Source organism: Cupriavidus basilensis, assembly GCF_000876015.1.
Taxonomy (GTDB): Bacteria; Pseudomonadota; Gammaproteobacteria; order Burkholderiales; family Burkholderiaceae; genus Cupriavidus; species Cupriavidus basilensis_B.
In genome coordinates, this window is the sequence record NZ_BBQM01000004.1 from 224132 (window position 1) to 241432 (window position 17301).

At 71.2% G+C, this 17301-nt stretch carries 17 protein-coding genes; 9 read left to right on the forward strand and 8 right to left on the reverse strand.

What is annotated here, in order from left to right; translation table 11 throughout:
• The 3 genes from cpaB to KF708C_RS03250 form a co-directional block, all read right to left on the reverse strand.
• Window positions 1-852, reverse strand: coding sequence for a Flp pilus assembly protein CpaB (gene cpaB / locus KF708C_RS03240; protein WP_059410725.1), 852 nt, complete (start codon window positions 850-852; stop codon window positions 1-3).
• 148 nt (window positions 853-1000) lie between these two features.
• Window positions 1001-1528, reverse strand: a complete 528-nt coding sequence (locus KF708C_RS03245) for an A24 family peptidase (RefSeq protein ID WP_059410726.1) — start codon at window positions 1526-1528, stop codon at window positions 1001-1003.
• 110 nt (window positions 1529-1638) lie between these two features.
• Window positions 1639-1824, reverse strand: a complete 186-nt coding sequence (locus KF708C_RS03250) for a Flp family type IVb pilin (RefSeq protein ID WP_020204530.1) — start codon at window positions 1822-1824, stop codon at window positions 1639-1641.
• Between the two features lie 1259 nt (window positions 1825-3083).
• On the opposite strand from KF708C_RS03250, the gene KF708C_RS03255 reads away from it, so the two are divergent.
• Window positions 3084-4157 carry a YjgN family protein gene (locus KF708C_RS03255; RefSeq protein WP_059410727.1) on the forward strand — a complete coding sequence of 358 codons (1074 nt, stop codon included), beginning with the start codon at window positions 3084-3086 and terminating at the stop codon, window positions 4155-4157.
• 36 nt (window positions 4158-4193) lie between these two features.
• Window positions 4194-5342, forward strand: coding sequence for a M48 family metallopeptidase (locus KF708C_RS03260; RefSeq protein WP_059410728.1), 1149 nt, complete (start codon window positions 4194-4196; stop codon window positions 5340-5342).
• On the opposite strand, the gene KF708C_RS03265 is transcribed toward KF708C_RS03260, so the two are convergent.
• Window positions 5339-6379, reverse strand: a complete 1041-nt coding sequence (locus tag KF708C_RS03265) for a LysR substrate-binding domain-containing protein (protein WP_231586368.1) — start codon at window positions 6377-6379, stop codon at window positions 5339-5341. The two genes, KF708C_RS03260 and KF708C_RS03265, sit on opposite strands and share 4 nt — an antisense overlap.
• Before the next feature lie 77 nt (window positions 6380-6456).
• Here KF708C_RS03265 and KF708C_RS03270 point away from each other — a divergent pair, with 77 nt between their 5' ends.
• Window positions 6457-7773: an MFS transporter gene (locus KF708C_RS03270; protein WP_082079415.1), complete on the forward strand. Its 1317-nt coding sequence runs from the start codon at window positions 6457-6459 to the stop codon at window positions 7771-7773.
• A gap of 48 nt (window positions 7774-7821) precedes the next feature.
• On the opposite strand, the gene KF708C_RS03275 is transcribed toward KF708C_RS03270, so the two are convergent.
• From KF708C_RS03275 to KF708C_RS03285, 3 genes are all read right to left on the reverse strand, one after another.
• A complete protein-coding gene (locus tag KF708C_RS03275; protein WP_059410729.1) occupies window positions 7822-8328 on the reverse strand; it encodes a TPM domain-containing protein in 507 nt (168 codons plus the stop codon).
• Window positions 8329-8334: 6 nt separating this feature from the next.
• The gene (locus KF708C_RS03280) at window positions 8335-9219 is read right to left on the reverse strand and encodes a TPM domain-containing protein (RefSeq protein WP_059410730.1); all 885 of its coding nucleotides are present in this window, start codon (window positions 9217-9219) and stop codon (window positions 8335-8337) included.
• Window positions 9220-9291: 72 nt separating this feature from the next.
• A complete protein-coding gene (locus KF708C_RS03285; RefSeq protein ID WP_059410731.1) occupies window positions 9292-9924 on the reverse strand; it encodes a LemA family protein in 633 nt (210 codons plus the stop codon).
• A gap of 454 nt (window positions 9925-10378) precedes the next feature.
• Here KF708C_RS03285 and dapA point away from each other — a divergent pair, with 454 nt between their 5' ends.
• The gene (gene dapA / locus KF708C_RS03290; RefSeq protein ID WP_059410732.1) at window positions 10379-11311 is read left to right on the forward strand and encodes a 4-hydroxy-tetrahydrodipicolinate synthase; all 933 of its coding nucleotides are present in this window, start codon (window positions 10379-10381) and stop codon (window positions 11309-11311) included.
• 36 nt (window positions 11312-11347) lie between these two features.
• On the opposite strand, the gene hemL is transcribed toward dapA, so the two are convergent.
• Window positions 11348-12640, reverse strand: a complete 1293-nt coding sequence (gene hemL / locus KF708C_RS03295; RefSeq protein ID WP_059410733.1) for a glutamate-1-semialdehyde 2,1-aminomutase — start codon at window positions 12638-12640, stop codon at window positions 11348-11350.
• A 214-nt stretch (window positions 12641-12854) separates the two neighbouring features.
• Here hemL and KF708C_RS03300 point away from each other — a divergent pair, with 214 nt between their 5' ends.
• The 5 genes from KF708C_RS03300 to KF708C_RS03320 all read left to right on the forward strand — a co-directional run bounded on the left by KF708C_RS03300 (window position 12855) and on the right by KF708C_RS03320 (window position 17290).
• Window positions 12855-13025 (forward strand): rubredoxin, encoded by a 171-nt coding sequence (locus KF708C_RS03300; RefSeq protein WP_017225880.1) that lies wholly within the window; start codon window positions 12855-12857, stop codon window positions 13023-13025.
• A 412-nt stretch (window positions 13026-13437) separates the two neighbouring features.
• Complete coding sequence (locus KF708C_RS03305; protein WP_059410734.1) at window positions 13438-13956, forward strand: response regulator; 519 nt, start codon at window positions 13438-13440, stop codon at window positions 13954-13956.
• 20 nt (window positions 13957-13976) lie between these two features.
• Complete coding sequence (locus KF708C_RS03310; RefSeq protein WP_020204541.1) at window positions 13977-14345, forward strand: response regulator; 369 nt, start codon at window positions 13977-13979, stop codon at window positions 14343-14345.
• A 58-nt stretch (window positions 14346-14403) separates the two neighbouring features.
• A complete protein-coding gene (locus KF708C_RS03315; protein WP_020204542.1) occupies window positions 14404-14976 on the forward strand; it encodes a chemotaxis protein CheW in 573 nt (190 codons plus the stop codon).
• Window positions 14977-15124: 148 nt separating this feature from the next.
• Window positions 15125-17290 carry a methyl-accepting chemotaxis protein gene (locus tag KF708C_RS03320; protein WP_059410735.1) on the forward strand — a complete coding sequence of 722 codons (2166 nt, stop codon included), beginning with the start codon at window positions 15125-15127 and terminating at the stop codon, window positions 17288-17290.
• Window positions 17291-17301: the final 11 nt, after the last annotated feature.

The window sequence follows — 17301 nt, forward strand, 5'->3', positions numbered from 1 at the left end:
TTAGAAGCATTCCTGGTTTTGCTGCATGCCGCTGATCACGCCCACGCAGTTGCTGGCGATCTTCTTCTCGGTCAGCCGCTGCACGACCTGTATCACCTTGGCCACCGGCGCCGGGGCCACCGCGGCCTTGAGCACGGGCTCGTTGAGCAAGCTGCGCTTGGTGGCGCCGGCGGTGTCGACCGGGCGCGGGTCGACCTGGTTGCGCAGCACCAGCGAGAGCGTGCCCACGCTGCGCGCCAGGTCGAGCTTCTCGGCTTCTTCCGGCGAGACTTCCAGCGTCACGGCATTGACCACCTTGGGCTTGGTCTCGTCGCGGTTGACCTCCTGCGCGATGGCCAGCACCAGGATCTTCTCGAGCACGATCTTGGAGATCGACTGCTCGTTCTGCGTGGCGCCCTCGCTCCTGGCCTGGTCTTTCTGCGTGTTGACGATGATGTCGACGAAGCTGCCCGGCAGCGCGAAGCCGGCCACGCCCACCACGTCGTTGACGCGCACGGTGATGGCGCGCTTGCCCTCGGCGATCACGGCGGAGAGGCCGCCGCGCGTGCCGACGGGCGTGAGCTTGGATTCGAGGATGGGCTCGCCGCGCATCACGCTGGCCTTGGTCACGCGGCCGTCGATCAGCTTCTGGTCGGTCAGCGCGCCGGGCGGCAGGCTCTCGCGCGGCCAGTCCACGACCTTGACGAACTCGGGCGCGAGCCGCTGGCCGAGGTTGATGTCGGTGCCGGCCACCACCACCTTGGTGACGCTGCCCGAGCTCTGCTGCATCATCCAGCGCGAGGCCAGCACCACCGCCGCCAGCCCGGCCAGCGCCGCCACCAGCAGCATCACGATTGCGCGTACGTTTCTCATTTGATGGTCCTCCCCAGTGTGGATCCAGGCATCGGCGCCGCCGGCGAGGCGCGAGTGCCTCCCCTGGCCCTGGCGCCAGTTCCGTTCATCGTCGTCGTCGTTGTTGTTTTGTCTTTGTCTTTCGTGGCGGGGCCGTGCGCCCGGCTCGTCAGAGCACGCCCGTCATCACCAGCACCACGCCGCCCGCGATCGCCACCGCGTAGGGCAGGCGGGCCGCCGTGGTCAGCTTGTCCCTGCCGGCCAGATTGGCCCGCAGGCCGAGCGGCAGCCACAGCAGGCGCGTGCCGATCCCGGACAATGTCTTTCTCACCCGCTTGCGCATCAGCATGACGGCCAGCGCGAGCAGCCCTCCCACGGCGAAGCTCGCGATGGCGATCTCCAGCGCCGCCTGCGGTCCGGCGAAGGCGCCGATGCCGGCCATCAGCTTGGCATCGCCGGCGCCCACGGCGCCGAGCAGGTACAGCGCCAGGTAGGGCGCGAATCCGGCCAGCGCGCCGGTCAGCCAGGCCTGGGCGCCCTGGCCTGGCCCGTGCAAGGTCATCTGCAGCGCCAGCGCCAGCAGGAGTCCGGCCGCGACCAGCCAGTTGGGGATACGGTGGCTGCGCATGTCGCTGGCGGCGGCAAGTCCGGCCAGGGCGAGCAGGTATCCGCTGGTAAGAGGGTCAAAGGTACTCATGGCATCCTCGTTGCATGAAGCGCGTGACGGCGTGATACCGAGGCATTCGCGGGCAGGCGGCGCGCGGCCCGGTCGGATTCGGATCCGGCCGGGACGCGCGGGCGGCAGGCTCAGGCGGCCGCCGTCGTCAGCGCCGCCTGGATCTTCGACCAGATGCTGCCGACCGCGGTGGCCAGGGCCGGGCCCGACACGATCATGACCAGCGCCACGAACGCCAGCAGCAGCGCATATTCCACGCCGGCAGCCCCGTCTTCTTCACGCGCAAAACGCTTGATGCCTTCGAACATGGTGTTCATGTCCTTCTCCTTTACGTCATGGTTCAAGGGGAAAAAGCGCCCGCTGAGAGTCGGGCACAAGATTCGGCCGGTGGTGCCGGCCGTGGCCAAGCCAGGGGGATTCCTCGATGACGCGTGCGCGGTGGCGCAGCAGCGATGCAAGCATCGCCGCCTCCCCGTGGCGCTACGCGACAAGGCGGGCCTCCCGGCTCCACCAGTCTTCAGGGAACCGTGTGGCTGGGTGCCAGCCGCGGGTCCTCACCCGGCGCGGTCGCCGCTTGCTGCGGCTTGTTGCGCTGGTAGGTGCCGCGAACCGGTTCTGACCTCCCTCAGGAACCGGTCCGCGCCTGAAAGTGCTGCAAGACTGCCTGTGATCGCCGCCGCGGCGCGTTGCTCGTCGCCGCTGCGGCGTGGGCCGTGGAAACAAAGATTGCGCCGGCCCGCCGCCAAACCTCCCCGCGAAACGGCTGCCCTGTCACGGCAACCGCTTCCCCCCCGTTTTCAATGCTTTGTCGTGATGCCGGGGCTGCCGGATTGCACCGGCTTGGCCCTGGCATCCTCGGCGTACCGTGTTGTCTTGTTCCCGGTCGCTCTGGTCTTTGTAACGGGCATAAGAGCGACGAACATGCCAGTGAACCTAAGTGTTTGATTTGATTGGTGATGTTTTTGGGCTACTTGTAACTTGACGCGGTTCTTGTAACAGGATGTTTCCCTGGTGTTACTGTGGCGCGGTGCTGCCGTGCCCGGCCGGATCGCGCGGGCCGGCCGCGTAGTGGCGTGGCCGGCGCCTGGCGGTGCGATCAAGTGCATGACAAGGCGCGCTCGTCATGTTTTCAGGCAAAATCGTGCCCGGCGGGGTCGGGTAAGCGCGCAGGCGCATCCGGGTGGTGGAGCAGCCGCCGCACCGTCGCGCAAATGGTTTCATGCGCGATACGGCGGGGCCCGGAGCGGGCCGCGTGGGCCAGCGCACGCTGCGCCGCGCGCATGCCCGCCGGCGGTGCGGGCAACGCGCGTCCGGATGAGGCCGGCGCCAAAAGCTGTAGCCGCGCTGTAGTCGCGCGGTAGGCCAACGTGGGCCGGCGCACGCCCGGGGCGGCGCTTTCTCGCTCTGTTGGATGAGGCAGGAACTTCTTACAAATCGGCCCGGTGACGGCGATTTTGGTTGCAGTCCTGATACATTGCTCGCCGCCACGATGGCGGTGGGCTATCGTCGCCCGATTTTCCGCCGGCGCATGGGCCTAGACGGGTACCGTTTGCGGCATTCAAGGGAGAAGCCAGCAATGCACGACAGCAATAACGATTTCCCGGTGCCGGCCTCGGCCGCGCCCGCCGCGCAGCCGCATCCGCTGCGGTTCGAGTTCGTCGGCTCGGGCTCGGAGTACTTCCGCATCTGGATCGTCAATGCGCTGCTGACGATCGTCACGCTGGGCATCTACTCGCCCTGGGCCAAGGTGCGCACCATGCAGTATTTCTACCGCAACACGCGGCTCGACAACGCCAGCTTCGACTATCACGGCCGCCCCACGGCCATCCTCAAGGGCCGGGCCATCGTGTTCGCGCTGGCGGCGGTGTTCCAGCTCACCGGCCACGTCTCCATACTGCTGTCGCTGGCGCTGGGCCTCGCGCTGGCGCTGGTGTTCCCGCTGCTGCTGGTGCGCTCGCTGCGCTTTCGCATGGCGAACTCCAGCTACCGCGGCCTGCGCTTCGCCTTCACCGGCGGCGACGCCGAGGCCTACAAGGTGTTCCTGCTGTGGCCCGCGCTCGCGGTGCTCACGCTCTATGCGCTGGCGCCGCTGGCGCACCAGCGCTTCAAGCGCTACCAGCACAACCACACGCGCTTCGGCACGGCGCCGTTCGCCATCGATGCCGCCGCGGGCGGCTTCTACGGCGTGTACCTGCGCGCTTTCGGCATGATGGTGGCGGTGGGCGTGCTCGCCGCGGTCGTCGTCGGCGTGCTCGGCCATGCCCTCGGCGGCAGCGCGGGCGGCGCGGCGATGGCCTTCCTGGCGGCGGTGGCGGGTTTCTACGTGGCGCTGCTGTCGATCGGGCCGTTCTTCATGGCGCGCCTGCAGAACCTGGTGTGGAACCACACCACGCTGGCGCCGCATGCGTTTCGCAGCGAGGTCAGGGCCGGGCGGCTGTTCTTCATCTTCTTCACCAACCTGATCGTCACCGTGTTCACGCTGGGCCTGTTCATGCCGTTCGCCAAGGTGCGCTCGACGCGCTACCGGGTCGAGAGCATGACCATGCTGGCGGCGGCGCCGCTGGATGCCTTCGTGGCCGGCGAAACCCAGCAGGTCGGCGCGCTCGGCGACGCGGCGGTGGACTGGTACGACATCGACATCGCGCTGTGAGCCCGCCGTGAGCCTTGCCTTGATCCCGTCCGCCTGATGCCGCATCCCTCCCAGGCTCCGGCCCCGGTCGCCGCCACTTACTACGATGGCCGCTCGTCGCGCGCGCACGCGGCCAGCTTGTCGGTCGAGGGGCGCGAGGCGGTGCTGCGCGACGGCGGCGGCGCGGTGCTGCGGCGCGCTCCGCTGTCGGCGCTGCGGGTGTCGGAGCGCGTGCGCCGCGCGCCGCGCCTGGTGACGTTCGCCGACGGCGCGTTCTGCGAGATCGCCGACCACGCCGGGCTGGCCGCGCTGCTGGCCGCCAGCGGCCATCGCGAGGGCTGGGTGGCGCGCGCGCAGAACAGCTGGCGGCTGGTGCTGCTGTCGGTGCTCGGGCTGGCGGCGGTGCTGGCGGTCGGCTACGTCGTGGTGCTGCCGTGGGGCGCGGGCGTGGTGGCGCGCCGCGTGCCGCCGGCGCTGGAAGCGCGGCTCGGCGAGGCGACGCTGGCCAGCATCGACGACGGGCTGCTGGCGCCATCCCGGCTGCCTGCCGCGCAGCAGGAGCGCGTCCGCGCGGACTTCGCCGCGCTGCGGCGCCCGCCCGACCCGGGCCACGACTACCGCATCGTGTTCCGCCGCGGCGGCCAGCTTGGCGCCAACGCGCTGGCGCTGCCGGGCGGCACCATCGTCGTCACCGACGAACTGGTGAAGCTGGCCGGCGCCGGCCCGGGCCTGAGCGGTGTGCTGGCCCACGAAGCCGGGCACGTGGCGCAGCGCCACGGATTGCAGCAGGTGCTGCAGGCCTCGGCGGTGGGCGCGCTGGCGGCGTATTTCTTCGGCGACTACTCCAGCGTGCTGGCGGGCGTGCCGGCGACGCTGCTGACGCTGCGCTACTCGCGCGAGCACGAGCGCGCGGCCGATGCCTACGCGGTCGAGGTCATGCGGGACAACCGCCTGCCGGTGTCGGCCTTCGCCGACGTGCTGGAGGCGCTGGAGGCCGCGCACAGGCAGGAGGAGGCGGCGGCGCCGGCGGCCAGCGGCGACGCCTCCGCCGGCGCCGGCGGGCGCGAGACCAAGCGCGAGCGCCGCAGCCGCCGCGCCGCCGAGGACGGCGACAAGGCCGGGGACAACGATTTCTTCTCCACCCATCCGCTCACGCGCGAGCGCATCGAGGCCCTGCGCGCGGCGGCGCGGAACCAGGGCGGCTAGATCCCCGCGGGCCGCACGCCGTCCGGCAGCGACGAAGCCGCCACCTGCGCCTGCAGCCAGGCGTGGAACTGCTGGATGGTCTTCTCGCGCGGATTGGCTTCGCGCCAGATGACCCAGTAGTGCAGGCTGGACGGGATGCGCGCGGTGCCCAGCTGCACCAGCTCGCCGCTGGCGAGATAGTCGCGCGCCAGCTGCAGGCGCGCCGTGGCCGCGCCCTGGCCGGCCACGGCCGATTGCAGCAGCATGCCGGCGTCCTGGAAGATCGGTCCGCGCTCGGGCTCGCTGGGCGGCAGGCCGGCCGCTTCCAGCCAGTCGCGCCACGGCCGCAGGGCGAAGCGCAGCATCGGCAGGCGCGGCAGGTCCGCCAGCGTGAAGCCGGGATAGCGCGCCAGCAGCGCCGGGCTGGCCACCGCGACCACGTGGTCCTCGATCAGGTTGTGGCAGGCGAAGCCGGGCAGGTCCACGCGCTGGTGCCAGATGCCCACGTCCACCGCGTAGGGGTCGGGCGGGCTGATCTCGGCGTGCAGCCGCAGGTGCAGGTCCAGCCCCGGCAGCACGTCGCGCAGGCTGGGCAGGCGGCGGATCAGCCAGGCATTGGCGAGATCCGCCATCACGCTCACTTCCAGCCGTATCACCTGCGGCGCGCAGCCGTTGCTGGCCTCGCGCAGGCCGTCCTGCAGCTCGGCCAGGCCGTCGCGGATGCGCTCGGCCAGGCGCGCGCCCACGCTGGTGGGCATCATCAGGTGGGCGGCGCGCTGGAACAGCTTGGTGCCGAGGCTGGCCTCCAGCGCGCGGATATGGTGGCTGATCGCGCTGTGGGTCAGCGCCAGCTCCTGCGCCGCGCGCGAGAAGCTGCGGTGCCGGGCCGCGGCCTCCACGGCGCGCAGCGCCTGCAGCGCGGGCAGGTGCGGGGCGGCGCGCTGGCGCGTGGCGCCGGGCGCCGGCGCGCCAGCGGGGCCATCGGCCACGGTGGCGGCGGTGGCCGGGATGGACGGCGGCGCGGCCGGCGGGGCGGGCTTGGGCGTTCGGGAGGTCATTGCCGTCAAATTCTACTCACAATCGCGGCAGGTATCTTTCGTTGGCCTTGCATTGTGCGACTCGGGACAATGCCGGCATGACTTCCGCCAATCCTGCTTCTTCCTCCGCCACCTCCGCCGCCGTTGCCGCCTCGCCCGCGCCCGCCGCCGGCAGCCGGCCCGGGCCGGCCCTGCCGCGCGACGCCGGCGCGCGCTGGCGCGTGCTGTGCATCTTCTCGCTCGGTTTCCTGGTGTCCTATGTCTACCGCGGCGTCAACCTGGGCTTCGCGCCGCACCTGATCCGCGAGATGGGCCTGAGCGCCGCCGATCTCGGCCTGCTGACCAGTTTCTATTTCCTCGGCTTCGCCTGCGCGCAGATTCCGGCGGGCCTGCTGCTCGACCGCTTCGGCCCGCGCCGCACCGAGGCCGTGCTGCTGCTGGCGGCGGTGGCCGGCGCGCTGGTGTTCGCCAGCGCGCCCGGCATGGCGGCGCTGGCGGCCGGGCGCCTGCTGATCGGCATCGGCGTGTCGGTGTGCCTGGGCGCGGCCATCCAGGCGCTGTCGATCTGGTTCCCGCCGTCGCGCATGCCGCTGCTCAACGGCGTGGTCATGGCCATTGGCGGCCTCGGCGCGGTGGTGGTGGGCGCGCCGCTGGCGTGGCTGCTGTCGTGGACGGACTGGCGCACGCTCAGCTACGGGCTGGCCGGGCTGACGCTGGGCATGGCGGCGCTGCTGTGGTTCGCCGCGCCCGAAGCCGGCGGCGCCGGCCAGCAGCGTCTCACCGAGCAGCTGCGCGGCACCTGGCAGGTATTGCGCAACGAGCGCTTCCTGCGCGTGGTGCCGCTGGCGCTGCTCAACCAGGGCATCTTCCTGTCGGTGCAGACCTTGTGGGTGGGCGCCTTCCTGCGCGACGTGGCGGGCCAGTCGCCGGGGCAGAGCGCGCGGCTGGTGTCGGTGATCGGCTTCGCCATGATGGGCGGCTGCGTGTGCGCCGGCTGGGCCGCGCGCCACCTCGAGCGCGCCGGGCTGAGCCTGTATGCGTTCGCCGGCCTGGGCATGAGCGGCTTCATCGTGGTCCAGTGCCTGATCATCGCGGGCGTGCCGCTGCCGCCGGTGCTGATGTGGAGCGCCTACGGCGTGTTCGGCTCGAGCGGCATCCTGGCCTATGCCGTGCTGGCGCGCGGTTTTCCCGACGCGCTGATCGGCCGCGCCACCACCGCGCTGACGCTGGCGGTGTTCCTGGCCACCTTCGCCTGCCAGGTCGGGGTGGGCATGGTGCTCGATCTCTGGCCGGTCGCGGACGGCCGCTATCCGGCGCGCGCGCACCTCGTGGTGTGGGGCGGGCTGGTGGCGCTGCAGGTGGCGGCGGCGGCCTGGTACGCGCTGGGCCGCGAGCGCGGCGCGCGGGCGGCCTGACCGCGATCCGCGGCGAAGGCGCGCCTGCCGCCGCGCGGCCGGGGGGCGCTACAGCACCACCGGCCGGTCGTCCAGCTGGTTGTGTTTGGGTTTGCCGTCCTCGGCGGGGAAGTGCGTGGCGAGCAGGTGGTGGATCTGCTCCACCGCCGCCAGCACCGGCCTGACCGAAAGGTCGCGCGCCAGCCCGGCGGCCAGTTCGTTGCACAGCGCGCGCCAGGTCTCGGGGCCGACGCGGGCGTCGATGCCGCGGTCGGCCAGCAACTCGACGGCGTGGTCGGCCAGGTTGATGTAGAGCAGCACGCCGGTGTGGCCTTCGGTGTTCCAGACCTCGAGCGCGCCAAACAGGGCGCGCGCCCGCGCGCGCGGCGTGATGCCGGCGAAGGCCAGGCCGACCGGCAGGCTGGATTCGATCACCACGCGCACCTCGCCGTGGTGGCGCTGCTCGCCGGCGGCGACCGCCTGCTGCAGCTGCTGCCGGGCCTCGGCGGGGAAGTGGCGGTTGGCGGCACCGGGGCGGGTGCCGAGGTGGCGCAGCGCGCGTTTGAAGTGGGGCATGCGTGGCTACCAGTTGCCGGAGGCGCCGCCTCCGTCGAATCCGCCGCCCCCGCCGCCGCCGAATCCGCCACCCCCTCCGCCGCCACCGCCGCCGAAGCCGCCTCCGCCGCCGCGTCCCCAGCCGCCGCCGAGCCCGCCGAGCGTGCCGCCCAGGCCGCCGGCGGCCGCGTCCCAGCCGCGCCGGCCGGTCACGATCTGCGGGCCGCGCGGGCGGCGCGCGGCGGAGATGAAGAAGAACAGGATGATGGCGAGCGGGAACAGCACCGGCAGCCAGTCGGCCAGCGAATCGCGCTGGGCCGGCTTGCCGCCGGCCTGCGGGCCGGGCAGGCCTTCCTTGTCGATGGTGGCCTGGATGGCCGAGACGCCGGCCGCGAGGCCGCCGTAGAAGTCGTTCTGGCGGAAGTGCGGCGCCATCACGTCCTGCAGGATGCGCTTGGACATCGCGTCGGTGAGCGAGCCCTGCACGCCGCGGCCCACCTCGAGCCGCATCTTGCGCAGCCCGGGCGGGTTGTCCTTGGCGATCAGCAGGATCACGCCGTCGTCGATGCCCTTGCGCCCGGCGCGCCAGGCGTCGGCCACGCGGATGCTGTAGGCGTCGATCGGCTCGGGCTCGGTGGTGGACACCATCAGCACGAAGATCTGGCTGCCGCGCTGCTGCTCGTATTCGGCCAGCACGTTTTCCAGCGCGCCGCGCTGGCTGGCGCTGAGCGTGCCGGTGAGGTCGGTCACGCGCTGGGTCAGCGGCGGCACCGGCACGAAGCCGTCGGCGCCGGCCGCCGCCGCGGCCGGCCACGCCAGCAGCGCGCCGAGCATCAGCGCCAGCGCCAGCAGCGCGCCGCGCCAGCCGCGCGCGGCCGGCAGGGGGAGGGGTCGGGCCAGGTCTTGCCGCATGGGTTCAGCCTCTTGGGTTCAGCCTCTTGGGTTCAGCCTCTTGGGTCTAGCCTGCTGCGTGCGCGGCGCGGATCAGAACTTCACCGCCGGCGGCGCCGAGATGGCCTTTTCGTTCTCCACCGAGAAGGACGGCTTGACCGGGTACTTGAACACCATCGCGGTCAGGTTGGTGGGGAAGCTGCGCGCCAGGACGTTGTAGTCGCGCACCGCGGCGATATAGCGCTGGCGCGCCACCGTGATGCGGTTCTCGGTGCCTTCGAGCTGCGACTGCAAATCGCGGAAAGAGGCGTCGGCCTTGAGCTGCGGATAGTTTTCCGACACGGCCAGCAGGCGCGACAGCGCGCCGCTCAGCTCGCCCTGGGCCTGCTGGAAGCGCTTGAAGGCCTCGGGGTCGTTGAGGGTCTCGGGCGAGACCTGGATGCTGGTGGCCGCGGCGCGGGCCTTGGTCACGGCTTCGAGGGTCTCGCGCTCGTGCGTGGCGTAGCCCTTGACGGTGTTGACCAGGTTGGGGATCAGGTCGGCGCGGCGCTGGTACTGGTTGATGACTTCGCCCCAGGCTGCCTTGACGGCCTCGTCCTTGGCCTGGAAGTCGTTGTATCCGCAGGCGGACAGCAGGCTGGCGCACAGGGCCAGCAGCAGCCAGCGCAGGACGGACCGCGCGGAGGCCGGGACAGAGGACAGGGCAGGGGACAGGGATGCGCGCATCGAACACTCCGGAAATCGGGGAAGCACCAGTGTAGCGCAGGGGGCGCCGCCGGCAAGCGCCGGCGTGCCGGTTGACGCCGGCATGCCGGTGCCGGTAGATTGTCGGCTTCGGCCCGGCGGCCGCGGTCCCGCACCGGCACCGCCGCGGCCTTGCCCGGATTCTCGATCCCCGGTTTTCCCGATCCCCGCTTCGCCATGCGCGCCTTTCCGCCGATTTCCGCACCCGCCCGAGCTGCCTCGCAGCCGCGGATGCCCGCGCGCGCCAAAGCCAAAAAACAGCCGCTCGTCTGACCGGGGCGCGCTGTTCCGTCAGATGAGCGACGGAACGGCACCTGCGACCAGGGGCGAGGCCGGCTTTGCCGCTTCCATCCTCCCGCTGTCCACGGCAGACCCAGCCGCCAATCCAGCGCCCTTCTGTACGGTTTTTTCCTGACCGGTCGTACAGGAGTGTTTCATGCAGCAAGCAGAACAAGCAGAGCAATCACAACAACCGGCACGGCCGCCGCGGCAGGCCTTCGCCGGCATCTGGCTGCCGCTGGTGACGCCGTTCGCCCACGGCGAGGTCGACCACGCCGCGCTGGCGCGGCTGGCGCGCCGCTACGCCGCGAGCGGCATCGCCGGCTTCGTGGCGTGCGGCAGCACCGGCGAGGCGGCCGCGCTCGACGAGGACGAGCAACTGGCCGTGCTCGACACCGTGCTCGAGGCCGCCGGCGGGCTGCCGGTGATGATGGGCGTGGCGGGCAGCAACGCGCGCCAGGCGCAGGCGCGCGTGCGGCGCCTGGCCGCGCGGCCGCTGGCGGGCGTGCTGGCGTCGGCGCCGGCCTACGTGCGGCCGTCGCAGGCCGGGCTGATCGATTATTTCCGCATGCTGGCCGACGGCGCCGCCGCGCCGCTGGTGCTGTACGACATTCCGTACCGCACCGGCGTGAAGCTGGAGACCGACACCATCCTGGCGCTGGCCGCGCACCCGAACATCCATGCCGTCAAGGATTGCGGCGGCGACTATCACGGCACCCAGGCGGTGATCGCCGACGGCCGCCTGGCGCTGCTGGCCGGCGAGGACCACCAGTTGCTGGGCACGCTGTGCCTGGGCGGCAGCGGGGCGATCGTCGCCTCGGCCCATCTGCGCTCGGAGTCGTTCGTGGCGCTGGCGCGCGCGGTGGCGGACCAGCGGCTGGAGCAGGCGCGGCGCCTGTTCCACGCGCTGATGCCGATGATCCGGCTGCTGTTCGCGCAGCCCAACCCCGGTCCGCTCAAGGCCATGCTGGCGCGCGAGGGCTGGCTGCGCAACGAGCTGCGCGCGCCGATGACACCGGCCGGCGAGGCGCTGGCGTCGGCGCTGGCACGCGCTGGCGCCAGCCTCGGCGAGGCGGCCCCGCGCGGCTAGCCACGCGGTGGTGCAGGCCGCGCAGGCGGCGCGGCGTCAGCCGGCGGCGAACGCCTTGCGCGCCGCCTCGATGGTGGTGGCGAGGATGGCGTCGTCGTGCTGCGCCGAGACGAAGCCGGCCTCGAACGCGGACGGCGCCAGGTAGACGCCGGCGTCCAGCATGGCGTGGAAGAAGCGGTTGAAGCGCGCGGTGTCGCACCGGGTGACTTCGGCGAAGCTGCCCGGCACGCCCTCGCGGAAGTACAGGCCGAACATGCCGCCGATGGCGTCGGCGGCGAACGGCACGCCGGCTTCGCGCGCGGCCGCGGCGAGGCCGTCGGCGAGCCTGCGGGTCTGCGCGGCGAGGCGGTCGTGGAAGCCGGGCGCCTGGATCAGCTTGAGCGTGGTCAGCCCGGCCGCCACCGCGAGCGGGTTGCCCGACAGCGTGCCGGCCTGGTAGACGCCGCCCAGCGGTGCCAGGCAGGCCATGATGTCGCGCCGGCCGCCGAAGGCCGCGGCCGGCATGCCGCCGCCGATCACCTTGCCCAGGCAGGTCATGTCCGGGGTGATGCCGTAGTGCGCCTGCGCGCCGCCCAGCGCCACGCGGAAGCCCGTCATCACCTCGTCGAAGATCAGCACGGCGCCGTGCCTGGTGCACAGCGCGCGCATGGCCTGCAGGAAGGCGTCGCTGGCGCGCACCAGGTTCATGTTGCCGGCCACCGGCTCGACGATCACCGCGGCGATCTCGCCCTCGTGCTTGATGAAGGCCTGTTCGAGCTGCTCGACGTTGTTGTACTCCAGCACCATCGTGTGCTTGGTCACGTCGGCCGGCACGCCGGCCGAGGACGGCGCGTTCTGCGTGGTGTCGGCGAACGTCAGCAGGCCCGAGCCGGCCTTGACCAGCAGGCTGTCGGCATGGCCGTGGTAGCAGCCCTCGAACTTGACGATCAGGTCGCGCTTGGTGAAGCCGCGCGCCAGGCGCAGCGCGCTCATGGTGGCCTCGGTGCCGGACGACACCAGCCGCACCTGCTCGATCGACGGCACCAGCTTGCAGATTTCCTCGGCCATCTCGATCTCGGCCTCGGTCGGCGCGCCGAACGAGAAGCTCAGGCCGGCGGTCTCGCGCACCGCGCGCACCACCTCGGGATGGGCGTGGCCGACGATCATCGGGCCCCACGAGCCGATGTAGTCGATGTAGCGCTGGCCGTCGGCATCCCACATGTAGGCGCCTTCGGCGCGCGTGATGAAGCGGGGCGTGCCGCCCACCGAGCGGAAGGCGCGCACGGGCGAATTGACGCCGCCCGGGATGGTTTGCTGGGCGCGGTCGAAAAGCTGCTGGTTACGAGACATGGCTTTGCGTGAGATCAAAAGCAGGAGGAACGCGTTCTATCGGGCGGCAAGTCTGGCGGAAATGCCGGCAAAAAATCCCCAATGAAGGGCATTTGCGCGGTAACGTGCGCGAACACGGCGTGTTTGGCCCGGATCGTGCTTGCCCGGCTGGCGCCGGCGCCGCCGATTCGGTACCATCTGGCCCTGAATTTTAATGGAGAGTGACTGAACCGTTATGGAATACAAGACCTGGATGTGCCTGATCTGCGGGTGGATTTACGATGAAGCCGCCGGCGCGCCCGAAGACGGCATTGCCCCCGGCACCAAGTGGGAAGACGTGCCCATCAACTGGACGTGCCCGGAATGCGGCGCGCGCAAGGAAGATTTCGAGATGGTGGCTCTGTAAGCCGCCGTCGCGCGGCTCCGTGCCGCCGCGCGCGCCGGGGTGTCGCATCCGCCGGCGGCGGGGCATCCCGGGCAGGGCAGCATGACGTGCCCGTGACAAGCCGGCCCGCGCCGCCGCGTCGCGTCGATGCGACAGATCGCCGGGGAATGTTCCGGATTCCGGATTGACGGCCCCACGGCGAGTTGTCACACTCTGTTTCAAATTTGAAAATCCCCCCTTTGGGGGCGGACTTGGGCAGGCGCGGGTACCACGCGCCGCCGTTTGCCGGGCGCGGGCCACCGCGGCGGTGTGTTTTTCGGGAATCAGGACGTTTTGTTTCGGGGTCCGCCGGCGCAGCCACGCTGCGCCGCGCGGAAGTTCTCAGGTGAATGCCGGCGGGTCCCGCGAGGGGCGCGCTGGTTGCGGGAACGGGATGCGGGTCGCTCAACCACTAGAAAGTATTCGGGTCAACGCCGAACGGGTCAGTGCCGGAGCCATCGGAGCCACCGGCGTGGCCGAAGCCGGCGCGGCCGCCGGCGGCACGGTCGCGCCCGCGCGCCGCAAGGTGCTCGTCATCGACGACTCCAGCACCATCCGCCGCACCGCCGAGATCTTCCTGTCGCAGGCCGGCTGCGAGGTGCTGCTGGCCGAGGACGGCTTCGAGGCGCTCGCCAAGGTCGGCGACATGCACCCGGACCTGATCTTCTGCGACATCCTGATGCCGCGCCTGGACGGCTACCAGACCTGCGCCCTGATCAAGAAAAGCCCGCGCTTCCATGCCATTCCGGTGATCATGCTGTCGTCCCGCGACGGCGTGTTCGACCGCTCGCGCGGCCGCCTCGTCGGCGCGCGCGACCATCTCGCCAAGCCGTTCACCCGCGAGTCGCTGCTGCAGGCCGTCGATGCCTGCGTGCCATGTGCCGCCGCCGTGGTCAGCGCCGAACCGGCCTGAGCGCATATCTAGGAATACTCATGACCATCAGCAAGATCCTCATCGTCGACGACTCCCCGACCGAAGCCCTGTTCATGTCCGACCTGCTCGGCAAGCAGGGCTTCAAGGTGTCGGTGGCCGGCAACAGCGACCAGGCCTTCGCCCGGCTCGAAAGCGAGCGCTTCGACCTGATCCTCATGGACGTGGTGATGCCGGGCCAGAACGGCTACCAGGCCACCCGCGCCATCAAGCGCGACGACCGCTTCAAGGACATCCCGGTCATCATGTGCACCAGCAAGGGCCTGGACACCGACCGCATCTGGGGCATGCGCCAGGGCGCGGCCGACTACATCGTCAAGCCGGTCGACGGCGCGGAGCTGCTCGGCAAGATCGCGGCGCTGGCCCACTGAGCCGGATCGCCGCCCGCCTGCCCACCCGCCTACTCCCTTGCCACGACGGAATCCGCCCATGAACGCGCCGCGCCAGGATCTCCGGGCCAGACAGACCCGGCTGCAGGACTACCAGGCCATGCTGGCCCGCCGCCTGCGCGAGGCGCGCAGCCTGCCGGCGATGGACAGCTTTCTCGGCCTGCAGGTCGGCCAGCGCCACTGGCTGCTGCCGCTCAAGGAGACCGGGGAAGTGCTGGAGATGCGCCAGCCTAGCCGCGTGCCGCTCACGCAGGGCTGGTACACGGGGCTGGTGAACGCGCGCGGCAGCCTGCTCGGCGTGATCGATTTCGGCCTGTTCTGCGGCGAGGGTGCCACCCCGCTGCAGCCGGGCAGCAAGATCGTGGTGCTGTCGCGCCAGGTCGAGCGCGCCTGCGGCATCCTGGCCACGCGCGTGATCGGCCTGCGCCATGCCGGCGAGCTGAGCCTGCCGGCGGAGCCGCCGTCCATGCCGCCGCCGGGCCAGCCCCAGGACGCGCCGGAATGGGAGGGCGCGCGCTTCGCCGACCGCGACGGGCGCGACTGGCAGGTGCTGGACGTGAACCGCCTGCTGGCGTCGCCGGCCTTCCTGCAGGTCGGCCGGCAGGCTGCCTGAGGGGCGCCGGCGGCACGGAGGCGCATCGCGGGCGGCACGGAGAAGCGGCACGAAGAAGCGGCAGGCGGTGGGGAGGAGTCGGGCCCGCGCTGGCCGCGGACGCGCCGCAGAGAAACCAAGAATCGAAGAATAACGAACAGAGGGTGCTATGGGTTTCAAGAACATCAGCCTGGGTCGCCGGGCGCCGGTGGCCGCTGCCGCCGAGGTGGCGGTGAACGCGGCGGCGCCGGCGGACAGGAGCACCCCGGCCGAGCGCATCGCCGACAGGCTGGCCCGCATCCCGTTCGCCGGCCAGCAGCGCGCGCTGACCGGCGGCGTGGTGCTGTCGCTGGTGGCGCTGCTGGCGTCGGTGTACGCGGACAACCGCGAGGCCAACAACGGCGCGGCGCAGATCGAGATCGCCGGCGACATGCTGATGCACTCCCAGCGCCTGGCCAAGGCGGTGCCGGTGGCGCTGCTGGGCAATGCGCAGGGCTTCACGCAGCTGCGCCAGTCCAAGGCCGAGCTGGCCGGCGACTTGCAGTCGCTGCAGAACGGCAGCGATGAAAAGCACGTGCGCGCCACCGGCGGCGCGGCCGCGCCGCTGCTGGAGAAGGCCATCGAATCGTGGCGCCGCACCGAGAAGAGCGCGGGCGACGTGCTGGCCCAGCAGCCGACCCTGACCACCATCGGCCAGACGCTGCAGATCTTCAACGCCTCCAACCCGGAACTGCTGGAAAGCGCCGAGCAGGTGGCGGCGATCAAGCTGCAGGGCGGCGCCAACGCGCGCGAGGTGGCCGCCTCCGCACAGCTGGTGATGCTGACGCAGCGCCTGGGCAAGAACCTCAACGAGTTCCTGGCCGGCGAAGGCGTCAACCCGGAAACCGCGTTCCTGCTGGGCAAGGACACCAACACCTTCCGCGAGACGCTGGACGGCCTGCTCAACGGCAGCGAGGCGCTGCGCCTGGCGGCCACCGGCGACGCCGAGACGCGCACCTACCTGCAGCAGCTCTCGCAGCGTTTCGACGCCGTGCAGAAGACCACGCAGACCATCCTGCAGAACCTGCCCGGCCTGATCGCCGCCAAGCGCGCCCAGCAGCAGATCTTCAACGACAACGAGGCGCTGCGCGGCGAGCTGTCGCAACTGCAGTCGGCCTACGCCGAAGGCGCGCGCGTGCGTCCGCTGACGCTGGGCGCGACCATCGTCTCGGCGGTGCTGACGCTGCTGTTCCTGGCCGGGCTGGCGGCGCTCTACCTGCGCGATTCGCGCGCCCGCGCCAGCGAGGCGGAAGCCCGCGAGCACGAAGCCGAGGCGCGCCGCCTCGAGGAAAAGCGCAACAACGACGCCACCCAGAAGGCCATTCTGCAGTTGATGAACGAGCTGCAGGACATCGCCGACGGCGACCTGACCAGGCAGGCCACCGTGACCGAGGACATCACCGGCGCCATCGCCGACTCGGTGAACTACACCGTGGAAGAACTGCGCGAGCTGGTCGGCCGGGTGCAGCAGACCGCGGGCGAGGTGACGCAGGCCTCGGGCCAGGTGCAGGACACCTCGACCCAGCTGGTGGCCGCCTCCGAGGAACAGTCGCGCCAGATCCGCCAGACCGGCGAGTCGGTGGTGGAGATGGCCGACCGCATCACCCAGGTGTCGCGCGGCGCGGCCGAGTCGGCCAACGTGGCGCGCGCCTCGCTGGCCGCCGCCGAGCAGGGCCAGCACGCGGTGCAGAACGCCATCGCCGGCATGAACGACATCCGCGAGCAGATCCAGGACACCTCCAAGCGGATCAAGCGCCTGGGCGAGTCGTCGCAGGAGATCGGCGAGATCGTCGAGCTGATTTCCGACATTACCGAGCAGACCAACGTGCTGGCGCTCAACGCCGCCATCCAGGCCGCCTCGGCCGGCGAGGCCGGGCGCGGCTTCTCGGTGGTGGCCGAGGAAGTGCAGCGCCTGGCCGAACGCTCGGGCGAGGCGACCAAGCAGATCGGCGCGCTGATCCGCACCATCCAGACCGACACGCAGGACGCGGTGCACGCGATGGAGCGCAGCACGCAGGGCGTGGTCGAAGGCGCCAAGCTGTCCGACAACGCCGGCGCCGCGCTGGTGGAGATCGGCCGCGTGTCGCGCCAGCTCGCCGAGCTGATCGAGCAGATTTCGCAGACCACCTCGCACGAAGCGGGGCTCGCCACCGCGGTGGCGCGCAATATCGAAGGGATCCTGCAGGTGACCGAACAGACCTCGTCCGGCACGCGCCAGACCGCGCTGTCGGTGCGCCAGCTCACCCTGCTGACCGAGGAACTGCGTAACTCCGTGCTGCGATTCAAGATCGCCTGACGGGTTACGCG